Source organism: Streptomyces sp. NPDC026062, assembly GCF_055568375.1.
This window is the reverse complement of the sequence record NZ_JBVHOQ010000028.1, coordinates 1-14,804: the sequence shown is the minus strand read 5'-3', so window position 1 is coordinate 14,804 and position 14,804 is coordinate 1. Positions and strand designations below refer to the sequence as shown.

Here is a 14,804-nt window from a genome sequence, read left to right as displayed (position 1 = left end):
CAGCGATTCGGCTCGCGCCGACGGACCAATATGGGTCTGGACCACTGGCGTGACGTGCGACAGCTTCCCGCCGGCCACCGGCTCGTAGGCTGGGGCCATGAACGACCTCTCTCGCCTTGCCGCACGGCTGCGCACCCTGCCGCCCTCCTGCGGGCCGGTCCGGCTGATCGCCGTCGACGGCCACGCGGGTTCCGGCAAGAGCACCTTCGCCGCCCGGCTCGCGACGGCGCTCGACGACGCCCCGGTACTGCATCTGGACGACCTGGCCACCCACGGGGAGCTGTTCGGCTGGACCGGAAGACTGCGGGAGCAGGTGACCGGCCCGCTCTCGCGCGGCGAAACCGCCCGCTACGCGCCGTACGACTGGACCGCGCGCGGCTTCGGGCCGCCGCGCACCCTCGCCCCGGCCCCGCTGGTGCTGATCGAGGGCGTCGGCGCGGGGCGGCGGGCGCTGCGCCCTTCCCTCGCGTATCTGCTGTGGATGGACCTCCCGGCCGAGAAGTCCTGGGAGCGGGGCCGGCGACGGGACGGCCCGGCGCTGAACTCGTTCTGGGACGGCTGGACGGACGCCGAAGCTGCACACTTCTCGGCCGATCCCTCGCGCCCCTGGGCCGATGCCCTGGTACGCCAGTTGCCTGTGGGGTACGAGTGGCTGGAGGGAGCCCCCACATCAGCAGGAATGAACGATTCCGTCACCCGCCGTGATCACCCGGCCCGGCCATACTGAGCAGTCGGAAATCGAACCGGAAGTGCCCCAGCTCTGCTTGACCCGGGGGCGGTACAGGTCTTACGTTCTCAATGTGCGGCTTTTCGGAGCCCCCGCAGACGCGAAGCCCCTGGTTGTTCCCCCGTGACCGGGGGCTTCGTTCTGTGCTCGACACCTGTTTCAAGCCTCGCCGCACCCCCTCCCGCTCACCCTGGGTCACGACCCTTCTTCGGCCTGCGGCGCCCTTAGTCGCATACTCCCTGCGCAGGTACGATGCCTCTCGGTGCGGTCAATTCCCGTCCATGGCACAGTGATTCGGCGCGCCTCGGCGGGCTGTCGCGTGGCGGGACATCCTGGGGGCACGGTTTGTGGGGGACCTGATGGATATCGGCACGCAGGGCGCACAGGCCCCGGCCGACCTCGCGTGGCTGCGCGGTGTGGACGCCTGCACGATGGGCGCCTACCCGCAGGCCGAAGAGGAGTTCAGAACCGCGGTACGCCTCGATCCCGGTATGGCGGACGCCTGGCTCGGCCTCCATGCGCTGCGGGTCGACACGACGACGGCACTGCTGCACATGTACCGCCATCGCGACCGGTTCGGCGACCAGCGCGGGCGCTACCGGCGCACACTCAACTCCTGGTACTGGCTGGGCTGGTGGGTGCAGCCGGTGCTGGAGAGTCCGCGCGACCTGCTGCTCGCGCACGCCTCGCACTGGCTGGACGGCCGCCATGTCCCCGAGCTCGACCGGGCGTTGGCCGGCCTGCCGCCGGTGGACACCGACCCCCAGGTCCGCTTCCTGCACGCCTGCCGCTCCTACCTCGTCAAGGACTGGGATCAGCTCGTCAGCCATACGGAGCAGCTGATCGACGATCCGCTGCTCGGCATCGAGGCCGGGCTCTTCGGCGGGATGGCGCGGGTCCGGCTGGAGATGTACGGACAGGCCGAACCCCTGCTGTCCACCGCTCTGATGCGCTGCCGCAGTGAGCAGCCGCAGCGCAAGGAGCTGCGCTACTGGCTGGCCCGTGCGCACGAGGGCACGGGCCGCAGCGCGGCGGCGCTGCCCCTGTACCGGGCGGTGCACCGGATCGACCCGGCGTTCATGGACACCTCGGCCCGGCTGGCCGCCATCGCGGACTACGACGGGCTGGACGGCTCCGAAGAGGCGTCGGGGCTGGCCGCCGTCTCGCTGACCGGCCTGAACACCGACGGCACGTTCGCGGAGGCGCAGCCGGACAGCGATGCGTTACTGGGCACCGATCTGGTGGACAGCCGGGAGCTGCGGCCCGGCGACGAGCCGCCGGATCCGCCGGTCGCCGTGGTGTCCCCCGCACCGGGCGGGGCGCGGCAGAAGACGGTGGTCCCGGGCCAGTCCGTCCAGCAGCCCTTCCCGGCCGGACCAAGCGATCCCGCGCTGCTCGCCGAGGCGCTGGCGGAACTGGAGCGGATGGTCGGCCTGGAGCCGGTGAAGCGTCAGGTCAAGGCGCTTTCGGCGCAGTTGAACATGGCACGGCTGCGGGCGGGCCAGGGGCTGCCCGTACAGCCGCCGAAGCGGCATTTCGTCTTCTCGGGGCCTTCCGGGACCGGCAAGACCACGGTGGCGCGGATTCTGGGCCGGGTGTTCTACGCCCTGGGCCTGCTGGGCGGGGACCATCTGGTCGAGGCCCAGCGGGCGGATCTGGTCGGCGAGTTCCTGGGGCAGACGGCGGTGAAGGCCAACGAGCTGATCGACTCGGCGCTGGGCGGGGTGCTCTTCGTCGATGAGGCGTACAGCCTGTCCAACACCGGTTACAGCAAGGGCGACGCGTACGGCGACGAGGCGCTGCAGGTCCTCCTCAAGCGCGCGGAGGACAACCGCGACCATCTCGTCGTCATCCTGGCCGGATACCCGGAGGGCATGGACCGGCTGCTCGCCACCAACCCCGGGCTCTCCTCACGCTTCACCACCCGGGTGGACTTCCCCAGCTACCGGCCGCTGGAGCTGACCGCCATCGGGGAGGTGCTGGCCGCGGAGAACGGGGACGTGTGGGACGAGGAGTCGCTGGAGGAGCTGCGGTCCATCAGCGGCCACGTCATCGACCAGGGCTGGCTCGACGAGCTCGGCAACGGCCGCTTTCTGCGCACGCTGTACGAGAAGAGCTGCGCCTACCGCGATCTGCGGCTCTCCGGCTATGCGACGGTGCCGACGCGGGACGATCTGGCGACGCTGCGGCTGCCCGATCTGATGCAGGCCTACGGCGAGGTGCTGTCGGGGCGGGGGCCGGTGGGCCGCGGCCGGCAGGAGCCGCCCGAGCTGTGACGCGGCCCCGGGCTGTGGGCACCGGCTCCGGTGGGGCTCGGCCGGCACGAGCCGCCTGGGGGGGCGCGGCTCCGTCCGTGGCCGCCGGAGCCGAGGCGTCCGGCGGCCACGGATGGCAGGCGCTAGCCGACCAGGGCGGAGCGTTCGCCCGCGCCGGTCTGCCGTTCCTCGGTGCGGCGGGGCTCCGAGACCCGGTGGGCCGGGTCCCGTACCTCGCCGACCAGCATTTCCAGTACGTCCTCCATGGCGACCAGTCCCAGGACCCGGCCCGACGCGTCGGCGACCTGGGCCAGATGCGTCGCCGCGCGGCGCATCACGGTCAGGGCGTCGTCCAGGGGCAGCTCGGCCCGTACGGTCGCCATCGGGCGCCACACATGCTGCGGAACGGCCCTCTCCCCGTCCTCCAGATCGAGGACGTCCTTGACGTGCAGGTAGCCCATGAAGGGGCCGCCGCCCTCCGCGCAGACGGGGAAGCGCGAGTAGCCGGTCCGTACGGTGAGCTCCTCGATCCGGCGCGGGGTGACGGAGGGGTCCACCGTCACCAGGCTCGCCCGGCGGAGAAGCACGTCGGTGACGGGCCTGCTGCCGAGCTCCAGGGCGTCCTCCAGGCGCTCCTGCGCCTCGGGCTCCAGGAACCCGGCCTGTCCGGAGTCCTCGACGAGCTTGTTGAGCTGCTCGCTGGTGAAGACGGCCTCCACCTCGTCCTTGGGCTCGACGCCGAAGAGCCGGAGCACCAGCCGGGCACAGGCACCCAGCGCCGAGGTGACGGGACGGCAGAGCCGGGCGAACCCGACAAGGCCGGGGCTGAACCAGAGCGCGGTCTTCTCCGGGGCGGCCATCGCCAGGTTCTTCGGGACCATCTCGCCGATGACGAGGTGGAGGAAGACGACGAGGACCAGCGCCAGCACGAAGCCGAGCGGGTGGATCAGTCCTTCGGGCAGGTGAACCGTGTGAAAGACCGGCTCCAGCAGACGGGCGACGGTCGGCTCCGCGACGGCGCCGAGCGTCAGTGAGCAGACGGTGATGCCGAACTGGGCGGCAGCCATCATCTGCGGCAGGTTCTCCAGGCCGTACAGCACCTTGCGGGCCCGGCCCGACCCGGCTGCCGCCAGGGGTTCGATCTGGCTGCGGCGCACCGAGACGAGGGCGAACTCCGCCCCGACGAAGAAGCCGTTCGCCAGGACCAGGAGTCCGGCGAAGACCAACTGGAGCAGGCTCATCGCGCAGCCTCCAGGACGCGGCGGGACGCCTGCGGCTCGGCGTCCGGTGCGGGTGACTCGGCCAGGCGCACGAAGCGGACCTTCTCGGCCCGGTAGTGGCCGACCTGGCGCACGGCGATCCGCCAGCCGGGCAGTTCGGCCCGGTCGCCGGGGGCTGGGATCCGGCCGAGCAGGTCGGCGACCAGCCCGGCAACGGTCTCGTAGGGGCCGTCGGGCACGTCGAGGCCTATCCGCCGCAGGGTCAGCACCCGGCAGCTGCCTTCGGCGTCCCAGGCGGGCCGCCCGTCCTCGGGGGCGGCAGCGGCCAGCTCGGGACGGTCGGCGCCTTCGGCGTCGTGCTCGTCCCGGACCTCACCGACCAGCTCCTCGATGATGTCCTCCAGCGTGACGACGCCGGCGGTGCCGCCGTACTCGTCGACCACGACGGCGATCGGCTGCTCGTTGCGCAGCCGCTGGAGCAGCTGTTCGACGGGCAGGGACTCGGGCACCAGCAGCGGCGGGACGGCGATCCGGCCGGCCGGGGTCCGCAGGCGGTCCCGGGCGGGGACGGCCAGCGCGTCCTTGAGGTGGATCATGCCGACGACCTCGTCGATGCGTTCCTGGTAGACGGGAAAGCGGGAGAGGCCCGTGGCACGGGTGAGGTTGAGGACGTCCTGCGCGGTCGCGGAGGACTGGAGGGCGCTGACCTTCACCCGGGGGGTCATCACATGCTGGGCGGTGAGCCCGGCGAGCGAGAGGGTCCGCACGAAGAGGTCCGCGGTGTCCTGTTCGAGGGTGCCGGCCTCGGCCGAGTGCCGCGCGAGGGAGACCAGCTCCCCCGGCGTACGGGCGGACGCCAGCTCCTCGGTCGGCTCGACGCCCAGCAGCCGCACCAGCCGGTTGGCGGTGGTGTTCAGCAGGCCGATCACCGGGCGCAGCACCCGGGTGAAGCCCTGCTGGGGTCCGGCGACGAACCGGGCGACCTGGAGCGGCTTGGAGACCGCCCAGTTCTTCGGTACGAGTTCGCCGATGACCATCTGGACGGCGGCCGCGAGCAGCATGCCGATGACCACGCTGATGCCGGGGACGGCACCGTCGGGCAGACCGGTCAGAGAGAGAGGGCCTTCCAGCAGCTGGGCGAGAGCGGGCTCGGCAAGCATGCCGACCACCAGTGAGGTGATGGTGATGCCGAGCTGGGTGCCGGAGAGCTGGAAGGAGAGCTCGCGCAGGGCGTCGACGACGGTACGGGCCCGCCGGTCGCCCTCGGCGGCGGCGCGCTCGGCGTCCGCCCGTTCCACGGTGACGAGACCGAATTCGGCCGCCACGAAGAAACCGTTGGCGAGGATGAGAAGGAATGCCGCGCTGAGAAGCAGCAGGGGGGTGGTCATGCCGCCGCCTCCGCAGAAGGGGCGGCGCAGGTACTACCGGACGATCCGTCCATTGCTGGAGGGAGTCACTCCTTGGGTCGCAGGAAAGCCCCGCGGGCCTCGGAGGCCTCTGGTGCGGGGCGGGGCGCACAGGGCGCCGCCACCTTCCAGAGTAATCAACAAGAGGCCGTGCGGGGCAGGGGGCTCAGCGGTTGTCCTCGCCGGTACCCCGGTCCTCGGCGAGCGCGCGGAGCGCTCTGGCGTCGCGGATGGCCTGTTCCTTGGCGATTCCGGGCTGGATGCCGAGGGCGGGCATGCTGGTCCCGTCGCTGAGGTCGAGGAAGACCCACGGGTCGCCGGCGCGCAGGTTGACGCGGACGATCTCCGCCCAGGACAGCCGCCGGGTACGCGTGAGGTTGACCACGGTCACCCCGCTGTCGTCCGCCACGACCCGGGGACGGCTGAGGAGCGCCAGGACGCCGAAGAAGAGCAGTGCGGTGAAGACGAAGCTGGCCCGCTCTCCCCCGCTGAGCTGTTCCAGGGTGAAGGCGATGACGGTGATGACGGCGAACATCACCGCCCCGACGCTCAGCAGGACCACCCGGGTGCGGGTGGGCCGGAAGGTGACCGGAAGGTCGGGGAGTGCGGGGGCAGACATGGTCTTCTTCCGTGTCCCGCCGTCAGAGGCGGCAGGCGTGGATGGCCGTGGTCAGGATGGCGCGGGCGCCGAGGTCGTACAGGTCGTCCATGATCCGCTGCGCCTCCTTGGAGGCGACCATGGACCGGACGGCGACCCAGCCCTCGTGGTGCAGCGGGGAGATGGTCGGCGACTCCAGGCCCGGGGTGAGGGCGACGGCCCGCTCCAGGTGCTCGACGCGGCAGTCGTAGTCCATCATCACGTAGCTGCGGGCCACCAGGACGCCCTGGAGACGGCGCAGGAACTGCTGGACCTTGGGGTCGTCGCCGGAGGCTCCGGTGCGGCGGATGACGACCGCTTCCGACTTCATGATCGGCTCGCCGATGACTTCGAGTCCGGCGTTGCGCAGGCTGGTGCCGGTCTCGACGACGTCGGCGATGATCTGGGCGACGCCGAGCTCGATGGCCGTCTCCACGGCCCCGTCGAGGTGGACGACCGAGGCGTTGACGCCGGTCTCGGCCAGGTGCTTGGCGACGATGCCCTCGTAGGAGGTGGCGATCGTCATACCGTCGAAGTCCTGCGGGCCCGCTGCGGCGCCGGGCTTGGTGGCGTAGCGGAAGGTGGAGCGGGCGAAGCCGAGCTGGAGGATCTCCTCGGCATCGGCTCCGCTGTCCAGCAGCAGGTCGCGGCCGGTGATGCCGATGTCGAGGCGGCCCGAGCTGACGTAGATCGCGATGTCGCGGGGGCGCAGGTAGAAGAACTCGACCTGGTTCTCCGGGTCGACGAGGACGAGCTCCTTGGACTCCTTGCGCTGCTTGTAGCCCGCCTCATGGAGCATCGCCATCGCAGGCCCGGAGATAGCACCCTTGTTGGGGACGGCGATGCGCAGCATGAGGTCGGGTTTCCTTTGCGAAAGGGGTCGGATGCGTCGGGCGGGTGCGGCGGCCGTGCTCAGAGGTCGTGGACGGCGCGCTCAGAGATGGGCGTAGACGTCGTCGAGAGAGATTCCGCGCGCCACCATCATCACCTGGACGTGGTAGAGCAGTTGCGAGATCTCTTCGGCGGCGGCGTCCTTGCTCTCGTGCTCGGCGGCCATCCAGACTTCGGCGGCCTCCTCGACGACCTTCTTGCCGATGGCATGCACTCCCTTGTCCACCAGTTCGGCGGTACGGGAGGTGGAAGGGTCGCCGTTGGCGGCCTTGAGCTGCAGCTCGGCGAAGAGCTCTTCAAAGGTTTTGTTCGCCATGATGTCCTCAAGAATAAGGGGTCCCGGACCCGCACTCAGCGCCAGGGTTCGCTGACCGAGCGCAGTGTGGTGGCGGTGGCGACGGCGGCGGTGACCGCTTCGTGCCCCTTGTCCTCGTTGGACCCTTCCAGACCCGCCCGGTCGAGTGCCTGTTCCTCGGTGTCACAGGTGAGGACGCCGAAGCCGACGGGGACACCGGTGTCGACGGCGACCTGGGTGAGGCCGTTGGTGACGCCGTGGGACACGTATTCGAAGTGCGGGGTGCCGCCCCGGATGATCACGCCGAGGGCGATGACCGCGTCGTACCCGCGGCCGGCCAGCACCTTGGCGACGACGGGGAGCTCGAAGCTGCCCGGCACCCGCAGCAGGGTCGGCTCGTCGATACCCAGCTCGTGCAGCGCGCGCAGTGCGCCGTCGACCAGTCCGTCCATGACCTTCTCGTGCCACTGCGCCGCGACGACGGCGACGCGCAGGTCACCGCAGTTGCGTACGGACAGTTCGGGTGCGCCCTTGCCGCTCATGTCTCTCCTACTTCGTTCGGATGCGTGCTGGGGTGTTACTGGTTGCCGCAGGTCGACGCGGTGGCGGCGTCGAGCCAGGGCAGATCGTGGCCCATGCGGTCGCGCTTGGTCCGCAGGTAGCGCAGATTGTGCTCGCCTGCCTGGACGGGCATCGGCTCACGGCCGGTGACGGCCAGACCGTGCCGCAGGATCGCGGCGGTCTTCTCGGGGTTGTTCGTCATGAGCCGGAGGCTGCGGACGCCGAGGTCCTTGAGGATCTGGGCCCCGGCCGCGTAGTCCCGGGCGTCGGCGGGCAGGCCGAGCTCCAGATTGGCGTCGAGCGTGTCGACGCCGCGCTCCTGGAGTTCGTACGCACGCAGCTTGGACAGCAGTCCGATGCCTCGGCCCTCGTGGCCGCGCAGATAGACGACCACGCCGCGGCCCTCCTCCGTGACACGGCGCATGGAGGCGTGCAGCTGGGGTCCGCAGTCGCACCGCTGGGACTGGAAGATGTCGCCGGTCAGGCACTCGGAGTGGACCCGGACCAGGACGTCCTCGCCGTCCCCGATGTCGCCGTGGACCAGCGCGACGTGCTCGACGCCGTCCACGGTGGAGCGGTAGCCGTACGCGGTGAAGGCGCCGAAGCCGGTCGGCAGCCGTACCTCGGCCTCGCGGCGGACGGTCGGCTCGGAGGTACGGCGGTAGGCGATCAGGTCCTCGATGGAGATGATCGTCAGCCCGTGTTTGCGGGCGAACGGAACCAGCTGGGGCAGGCGCAGCATGACGCCGTCCTCCCCCGCGATCTCGACGATCGCGCCGGCGGGACGCAGCCCGGCCAGCCGGGCGAGGTCGACGGCGGCCTCGGTGTGGCCGTTGCGCACGAGTACCCCGCCGGAGCGGGCCCGCAGCGGGAAGACGTGGCCGGGGCGGACGAAGTCGCCGGGGCCGGCCGTGCCGGACGCGAGCAGCCGGAGCGTGGCGGCCCGGTCGGCGGCGGAGATGCCGGTGCTCACGCCGTGGGCGGCCGAGGCGTCGACGGAGACGGTGAAGGCGGTCCTCATCGACTCGGTGTTGTGCTCGACCATCTGCGGCAGTTCGAGCCGTTCCAGCTCGTCGTTCTCCATCGGTGCGCAGATGAGTCCGCGGCACTCGCTCATCATGAAGGCGACGATCTCGGGTGTGGCCTTCTCCGCCGCGATGACGAGGTCGCCCTCGTTCTCCCGGTCCTCGTCGTCGACGACGACGACGGGCCGGCCGGCGGCGATGTCACGGATGGCCTGCTCGACGGGGTCGAGGGAGAGGTCCTCGGCGGATGTGGTGTATTCCCGGTGCAACCAGGTGGGCTGGGCATTCATGCCGTGGCTCCTTCCAGAGCGGGTGTCCGCGTACGCAGCCACCAGTCGCGCATGCCCCACAGGACGAGGGCCCCGTAGACGACGTAGATGAGACCGGAGAAGGCGAGACCGCTGTGGAAGTTGAGCGGCACGCCGACCAGGTCGACGAGGAGCCAGGCGAACCAGAACTCGACCATGCCCCGGGCCTGGGCGAGCATCGCCACAAGGGTTCCCGCGAATATGTACGCGTCCGCCCACGGGCTCCAGGAGAGCGAGGGGAACGCGGTGAACAGGCCGCCGACGGCGAGGGTGCCGACGGCGGCGCCGCCGAGCAGGTAGCCGCGCTCGCGCCAGGTGGCGAACCGTACGGCGATGGAGCCGTCCTGGGCCTGCTGCCGGCCGCGGGTCCACTGCTGCCAGCCCCACACGGCGACGGCGATCACGATGAGCTGCTTGCCGACGCTGCCCGCCTGGTGCACGGAGACGTTGGCGGCGACCAGCACGACGCCGGACAGGAGCTGCGCGGGCCAGGTCCAGATCGAGCGGAGCCAGCCCAGGGTCAGGGCGATCAGACCGATCGTGTTGCCGAGCATGTCGGACCAGATGATGTGCTGGTCGAAGACGGTGAAGGCCTCCGAGTTCAGCCAGTGCAGGGCGCTCACTTCGCCGGCTCCCCGGGTTCCTGCGCGGAGTTGCCGAGCAGCCGCTCGACGTACTTCGCGATGACGTCCACCTCCAGGTTGACCGGGTCGCCGGGCTCCTTGATGCCGAGCGTGGTCAGGGCGAGGGTGGTGGGGATGAGGCTGATGGTGAAGTAGTCGGGTCCGGCGTCCACCACGGTCAGGCTCACGCCGTCGACGGTGACCGACCCCTTCTCCACCACATAGCGGGTCAGGTCCGCCGGCAGGGAGATCTTCACGATCTCCCAGTTCTCGGAGATCTTCCGTTCGAGGATGCGGCCCGTGCCGTGCACGTGTCCCTGGACGATGTGTCCGCCGAGCCGGCCGCCGAGCGCCATCGGGCGCTCCAGGTTGACCCGGGAGCCGGCCCGCAGTACGCCCAGGCTCGACCGGTTCAGTGTCTCGGCCATCACATCGGCGGTGAAGTCCTGCTCACCGAGGTCCACGACGGTCAGGCACACACCGTTGACGGCGATCGAGTCACCGTGCTTGGCGCCCTCGGTGACCACGGGGCCGCGCAGGCGGAATCGGGAGGCGTCGCCGAGGTTCTCGACGGCGGTGACCTCACCCAGTTCTTCGACAATTCCGGTGAACACTCAGATTCCCTTCGGGGCAGGGCCGGGGACGGCGGTGATGCGCAGATCGGGGCCGATGCGTACGGTCTCGGTCACATCGAGGCGCAACGCCTCGGTGATGGTGGAGATTCCGGCGTCGGCGAGGGCCGCGGGGCCGGCGCCGAGGAGTACGGGGGCGAGGTAGCCGACGACCTTGTCGACCAGCCCCGCCGCGACGAAGGCCCCGGCCAGGGTCGGACCGCCTTCGAGGAGCACGGAGCGGACGCCGCGCCCGTGGAGGGCGGCGAGCAGCGCGGGAAGGTCCAGCCCGGGGCCCTCCGCCGCGCGCGGCAGCCGCAGGACGGCCTCGCCGGGGAGGTGGCCGGCGTCGGCGTCATCGGCGACCGCGACCACGGTGGGCGCGGACGCGTCGAGAACCCGGGCGCCCGGCCGTATGACAGTGGCGGTGGTGTCGACGACGACCCGCAGGGGCTGGACGGCGCCGTCGACGCCCCGTACACCGAGCTGGGGATCGTCGGTGCGGGCGGTGCCGGAGCCGACGACGACGGCGTCCGCCTCGGCGCGCAGCCGGTGGACGTCGGCGCGGGACTCCGCCGAGGTGATCCAGCGGCTGGTGGCGTCGGCGGCCGCGATCCGGCCGTCGAGGGTCGCCGCGTACTTCCAGGTGACGTGCGGGCGGCCCAGGCGCACCGAGGTGAGCCAGGCCGTGTTGACCGCTTCGGCCTCCTCGGCGAGGAGGCCCCGCTCGGCCGGGATCCCGGCTGAGCGGAGGGTGTCCGCACCACCGGTGGCCTGCGGGTTCGGGTCGCCGACCGCGTACACGACACGGGCGATCCCGGCCTCGACGAGCGCCTGGGCGCAGGGGCCGGTGCGTCCGGTGTGGTTGCAGGGTTCGAGAGTGACGTAGGCGGTGCCGCCACGGGCCTTCTCGCCGGCCGCGCGCAGGGCGTGGATCTCGGCGTGCGGCCCTCCGGCACGCTGATGGAAGCCCTCGCCCACGAGATGTCCCGCCGCGTCGTGGACGACACATCCGACGACCGGATTGGGGCTGGTGGAGCCGAGACCGCGGGCGGCGAGCGTGATGGCTCGGCGCATGGCGGTGGTGTCGGCTGCGGTGTCCACCGGGTCCTCCTGCCTCTTCGGGCACGGACTCCGGGGCCTGTCGATGACGACAGATGAAGCGGAACGCGGAACAGGAACGCCGATATGCCCGAAAAACGGATGGACCGGTTGCCCGAAACCCATCCGCCGACGGCGGCGTACCCGCGAAACGGCCCGCCGCGCACTGCCTCCCATCCGGACTTTAACCGTCGGTCCAGGAATCCCACCTGGTCAACCGGCCGCTGGATGCGGACGGGTCGCGGACTATAACCGCCGGTTCGGAATTGCACCGACCCCGGAGTGCGCTGCTGCTGGTACACGATCAGTGTGCCACGACTGACCGTGACCCATACGGGCGAACCCTGTGGAGTGGCTCACAAACGGGCTGTGACTGGGGCTCTTTTCGGACACTCGCACGCTATTGGTCCAGACCTATTGACGCACTGGTCTAGTCCTCTTAATCTCTGCGTCACCTCCGAGGAGCGGTCCCGGGCGTGCGCACACCCGGGGACCAACATGACCCACCCCCTTAGCCAGTTGTGTTCTGCCGACCTCCCCAGGAGGAACCGAACGTGCTGTCCCCCACCCGTGCGAGAGCCACCCTGCTCGCAGCCGGCGCCAGTGTCGCCGCACTGCTGATCGGCTCACTCGCCGCAGCCCCCTCGCAAGCCGCCGACCAGGAGTCCTGTCGCCCCGACGGGCTCTACCAGACTCCGGGCGTCGCCGTCCCCTACTGCTCCGTGTACGACTCCGAGGGCCGCGAGAAGATGGGCGCCGACCACCCTCGGCGGGTCATCGGCTACTTCACCAACTGGCGGACCGGCAAGGACGGCAAGCCCGCCTACCTCGCCTCCGACATCCCGTGGGACAAGGTCACCCACCTCAACTACGCGTTCGCCCACGTCGACGGCGCCAACAAGCTCTCCGTCGGCACCGACGGGCCGGACAACGCCTCGACCGGGATGACATGGCCGGGAGTCGCCGGTGCCGAAATGGACCCGGATCTCCCCTACAAGGGTCATTTCAACCTGCTCAACAAGTTCAAGAAGCAGTACCCGAACGTGAAGACGATGGTGTCGGTGGGCGGCTGGGCCGAGACCGGCGGCTACTTCGACGACAGCGGCAAGCGGGTCGACTCCGGCGGCTTCTACTCCATGGCGACCAACGCCGACGGCTCGGTCAACGAGAGCGGCATCAACACCTTCGCCGACTCCGCGGTCGACTTCGTCAAGAAGTACGGCTTCAACGGCGTCGACATCGACTACGAGTACCCGACCACCATGAAGGACGCCGGCAACCCGCTGGACTGGACGCTCTCCAACGCCCGCCGGGCCGGTCTGGTCAAGGGCTACGCCGTGCTGATGAAGACGCTGCGCGAGAAGCTCGACCGGGCGTCCGCCGCAGACGGCAAGCACTACCTGCTCAGCGTCGCCGCACCCTCGTCCGGCTATCTGCTGCGCGGCATGGAGACCTTCCAGGTCCAGAAGTACCTGGACTACGTCAACATCATGTCGTACGACCTGCACGGCGCCTGGAACGAGTACGTCGGCCCGAACGCCGCACTGTTCGACGACGGCAAGGACGCCGAACTCGCCCAGGCAAGCGTGTACTCGACCTCGCAGTACGGCGGGACCGGCTACCTCAACACCGACTGGGCGTACCACTACTTCCGCGGTTCCATGCCCTCGGGCCGCATCAACATCGGGCTGCCGTACTACACCCGCGGCTTCAAGAACGTGCAGGGCGGCACCGACGGGCTCTGGGGCAAGGCCGCCTCCACCGACTGCCCGGCCGGCGCCGGACTCACCAAGTGCGGTGACGGCGCCGTCGGCATCGACAACCTCTGGCACGACCAGGACACTGCGGGCAAGGAGGCACCGGCCGGCTCCAACCCGATGTGGCACGCGAAGAACCTGGAGAAGGGCGTCGTCGGCGACTACGTCACGGACTACGGATTCTCCGCCGACACGAAGCTGACCGGCACCTACGTCCGCAACTACGACTCCACACTGGTCGCGCCCTGGCTGTGGAACGCGGAGAAGAAGGTGTTCCTCTCCACCGAGGACGAGCAGTCGGTGAAGGCCAAGGCGGACTACGTGGCCGACCGGGGCATCGGCGGCACGATGATCTGGGAGCTCGCGGGCGACTACGGCTGGAACGCCGCGAAGGGCCAGTACGAACCCGGCTCCACCCTCACCTCGACGATGTACGACACCTTCAAGTCGGCCGCACCGTACGGAGCCAAGCGCTCCACCATCGATCTGCCCACGCAGGCACTGGACATCGACGTGTCCTTCGACCAGTTCCCGCTGGGTGACTCCAACTACCCGATCAGCCCCAAGCTGAAGATCACCAACAACACCAGGTCGACGCTGCCCGGCGGCACGGAGTTCCAGTTCGACTACGCGACCTCGGCGCCCGCCAACGCCAAGGACCAGTCGGGCTTCGGCACCACGATCGTGCGCAGCGACCACACCGCCGCCAACAACATCGGCGGGCTGAAGGGCGACTACAACCGCGTCTCGCTGAAGCTGCCGGCCTGGCAGACGCTGGCGCCGGGCGCCTCGGTCCAGGTCGACTTCACCTACTACCTGCCGACGTCCACCCCGTCGAACTGGACGGTGACCTTCGGCGGGCAGTCCTACGCACTGGCCGCCGACCTGGCCCGGGGCGCGACGCTCGTCGAGCCCGGCACCGGCGGCACGCCGACGCCCGACCCGACCGGAACGACCGGCCCGAGCCCGGACCCGAGCGGCGGTACCTGCGCTGCGGCGGCCTGGAGCGCGGGCTCCGAGTACGGTGCGGGGGCAACGGTGAGCCACGGCTCGCACCGGTGGAAGGCCAAGTGGTGGACGAAGGGTGACACGCCCGGATCCACCGGCGAATGGGGAGTCTGGCAGGACCTCGGCGCCTGCTGAGACGGGGCCCTTGGGCGGGCGGCAGCGGGGTTCCTTTGGCTCATGGACCCCGTCTGTTGCCTCGGTCCGGGCTGGGGGTTCCGTCCTCAATCGCCGGACGGGCTCGGTGCGGGGCCCTTGGGCGGGCGGCAGCGGGGGTCTTTGTCCTCGCCCCGGTCCGGGGCTGGGGTCTTTGTCCTCAATCGCCGGACGGGCTCGGTGCGGGGCCCTCGGGCGGGCGGCATCGGGGGTTTTGGCCTTGCCC

The 14,804-nt window shown here is 70.4% G+C and carries 13 protein-coding genes and 1 riboswitch; of the genes, 3 read left to right on the top strand and 10 right to left on the bottom strand.

Annotation, left to right across the window (positions count from 1 at the left end; genetic code table 11):
• Window positions 1–97 precede the first annotated feature (97 nt).
• Window positions 98–727 (top strand): uridine kinase family protein, encoded by a 630-nt coding sequence (locus ACZ4LX_RS24310; protein WP_467643627.1) that lies wholly within the window; start codon window positions 98–100, stop codon window positions 725–727.
• 359 nt (window positions 728–1,086) lie between these two features.
• Window positions 1,087–3,003, top strand: a complete 1,917-nt coding sequence (locus tag ACZ4LX_RS24305) for an AAA family ATPase (RefSeq protein WP_467643624.1) — start codon at window positions 1,087–1,089, stop codon at window positions 3,001–3,003.
• Between the two features lie 122 nt (window positions 3,004–3,125).
• On the opposite strand, the gene ACZ4LX_RS24300 is transcribed toward ACZ4LX_RS24305, so the two are convergent.
• The 10 genes from ACZ4LX_RS24300 to ribD all read right to left on the bottom strand — a co-directional run bounded on the left by ACZ4LX_RS24300 (window position 3,126) and on the right by ribD (window position 11,663).
• Window positions 3,126–4,223: a hemolysin family protein gene (locus tag ACZ4LX_RS24300; RefSeq protein ID WP_467643620.1), complete on the bottom strand. Its 1,098-nt coding sequence runs from the start codon at window positions 4,221–4,223 to the stop codon at window positions 3,126–3,128.
• Window positions 4,220–5,590, bottom strand: coding sequence for a hemolysin family protein (locus tag ACZ4LX_RS24295; RefSeq protein ID WP_467643617.1), 1,371 nt, complete (start codon window positions 5,588–5,590; stop codon window positions 4,220–4,222). The genes ACZ4LX_RS24300 and ACZ4LX_RS24295 overlap by 4 nt, the downstream gene beginning before the upstream one ends.
• 184 nt (window positions 5,591–5,774) lie before the next feature.
• Window positions 5,775–6,227, bottom strand: a complete 453-nt coding sequence (locus ACZ4LX_RS24290; RefSeq protein ID WP_467643614.1) for a PH domain-containing protein — start codon at window positions 6,225–6,227, stop codon at window positions 5,775–5,777.
• A 22-nt stretch (window positions 6,228–6,249) separates the two neighbouring features.
• Window positions 6,250–7,098, bottom strand: coding sequence for an ATP phosphoribosyltransferase (hisG, locus tag ACZ4LX_RS24285; RefSeq protein WP_467643611.1), 849 nt, complete (start codon window positions 7,096–7,098; stop codon window positions 6,250–6,252).
• Between the two features lie 81 nt (window positions 7,099–7,179).
• Complete coding sequence (locus tag ACZ4LX_RS24280; protein ID WP_018524273.1) at window positions 7,180–7,452, bottom strand: phosphoribosyl-ATP diphosphatase; 273 nt, start codon at window positions 7,450–7,452, stop codon at window positions 7,180–7,182.
• Between the two features lie 35 nt (window positions 7,453–7,487).
• Entirely contained in the window at window positions 7,488–7,973 is a 486-nt protein-coding gene (gene ribH, locus ACZ4LX_RS24275) for a 6,7-dimethyl-8-ribityllumazine synthase (protein ID WP_467643607.1), read from the bottom strand.
• 35 nt (window positions 7,974–8,008) lie between these two features.
• Complete coding sequence (locus ACZ4LX_RS24270) at window positions 8,009–9,307, bottom strand: bifunctional 3,4-dihydroxy-2-butanone-4-phosphate synthase/GTP cyclohydrolase II (protein ID WP_467643605.1); 1,299 nt, start codon at window positions 9,305–9,307, stop codon at window positions 8,009–8,011.
• On the bottom strand, window positions 9,304–9,948 hold the full coding sequence (locus ACZ4LX_RS24265) for a nicotinamide mononucleotide transporter family protein (protein ID WP_467643602.1): 645 nt from the start codon (window positions 9,946–9,948) through the stop codon (window positions 9,304–9,306). Before ACZ4LX_RS24265 ends, ACZ4LX_RS24270 begins: the two co-directional genes overlap by 4 nt.
• Window positions 9,945–10,562, bottom strand: a complete 618-nt coding sequence (locus ACZ4LX_RS24260) for a riboflavin synthase (protein WP_467643600.1) — start codon at window positions 10,560–10,562, stop codon at window positions 9,945–9,947. The genes ACZ4LX_RS24265 and ACZ4LX_RS24260 overlap by 4 nt, the downstream gene beginning before the upstream one ends.
• Complete coding sequence (gene ribD / locus ACZ4LX_RS24255; RefSeq protein ID WP_467643597.1) at window positions 10,563–11,663, bottom strand: bifunctional diaminohydroxyphosphoribosylaminopyrimidine deaminase/5-amino-6-(5-phosphoribosylamino)uracil reductase RibD; 1,101 nt, start codon at window positions 11,661–11,663, stop codon at window positions 10,563–10,565. It abuts the gene before it with no gap.
• Window positions 11,664–11,819: 156 nt separating this feature from the next.
• Window positions 11,820–11,950: riboswitch (FMN riboswitch) on the bottom strand.
• Window positions 11,951–12,214: 264 nt separating this feature from the next.
• Here ribD and ACZ4LX_RS24250 point away from each other — a divergent pair.
• The gene (locus ACZ4LX_RS24250; RefSeq protein ID WP_467643594.1) at window positions 12,215–14,560 is read left to right on the top strand and encodes a chitinase C-terminal domain-containing protein; all 2,346 of its coding nucleotides are present in this window, start codon (window positions 12,215–12,217) and stop codon (window positions 14,558–14,560) included.
• The last annotated feature ends 244 nt before the right edge of the window (window positions 14,561–14,804 follow it).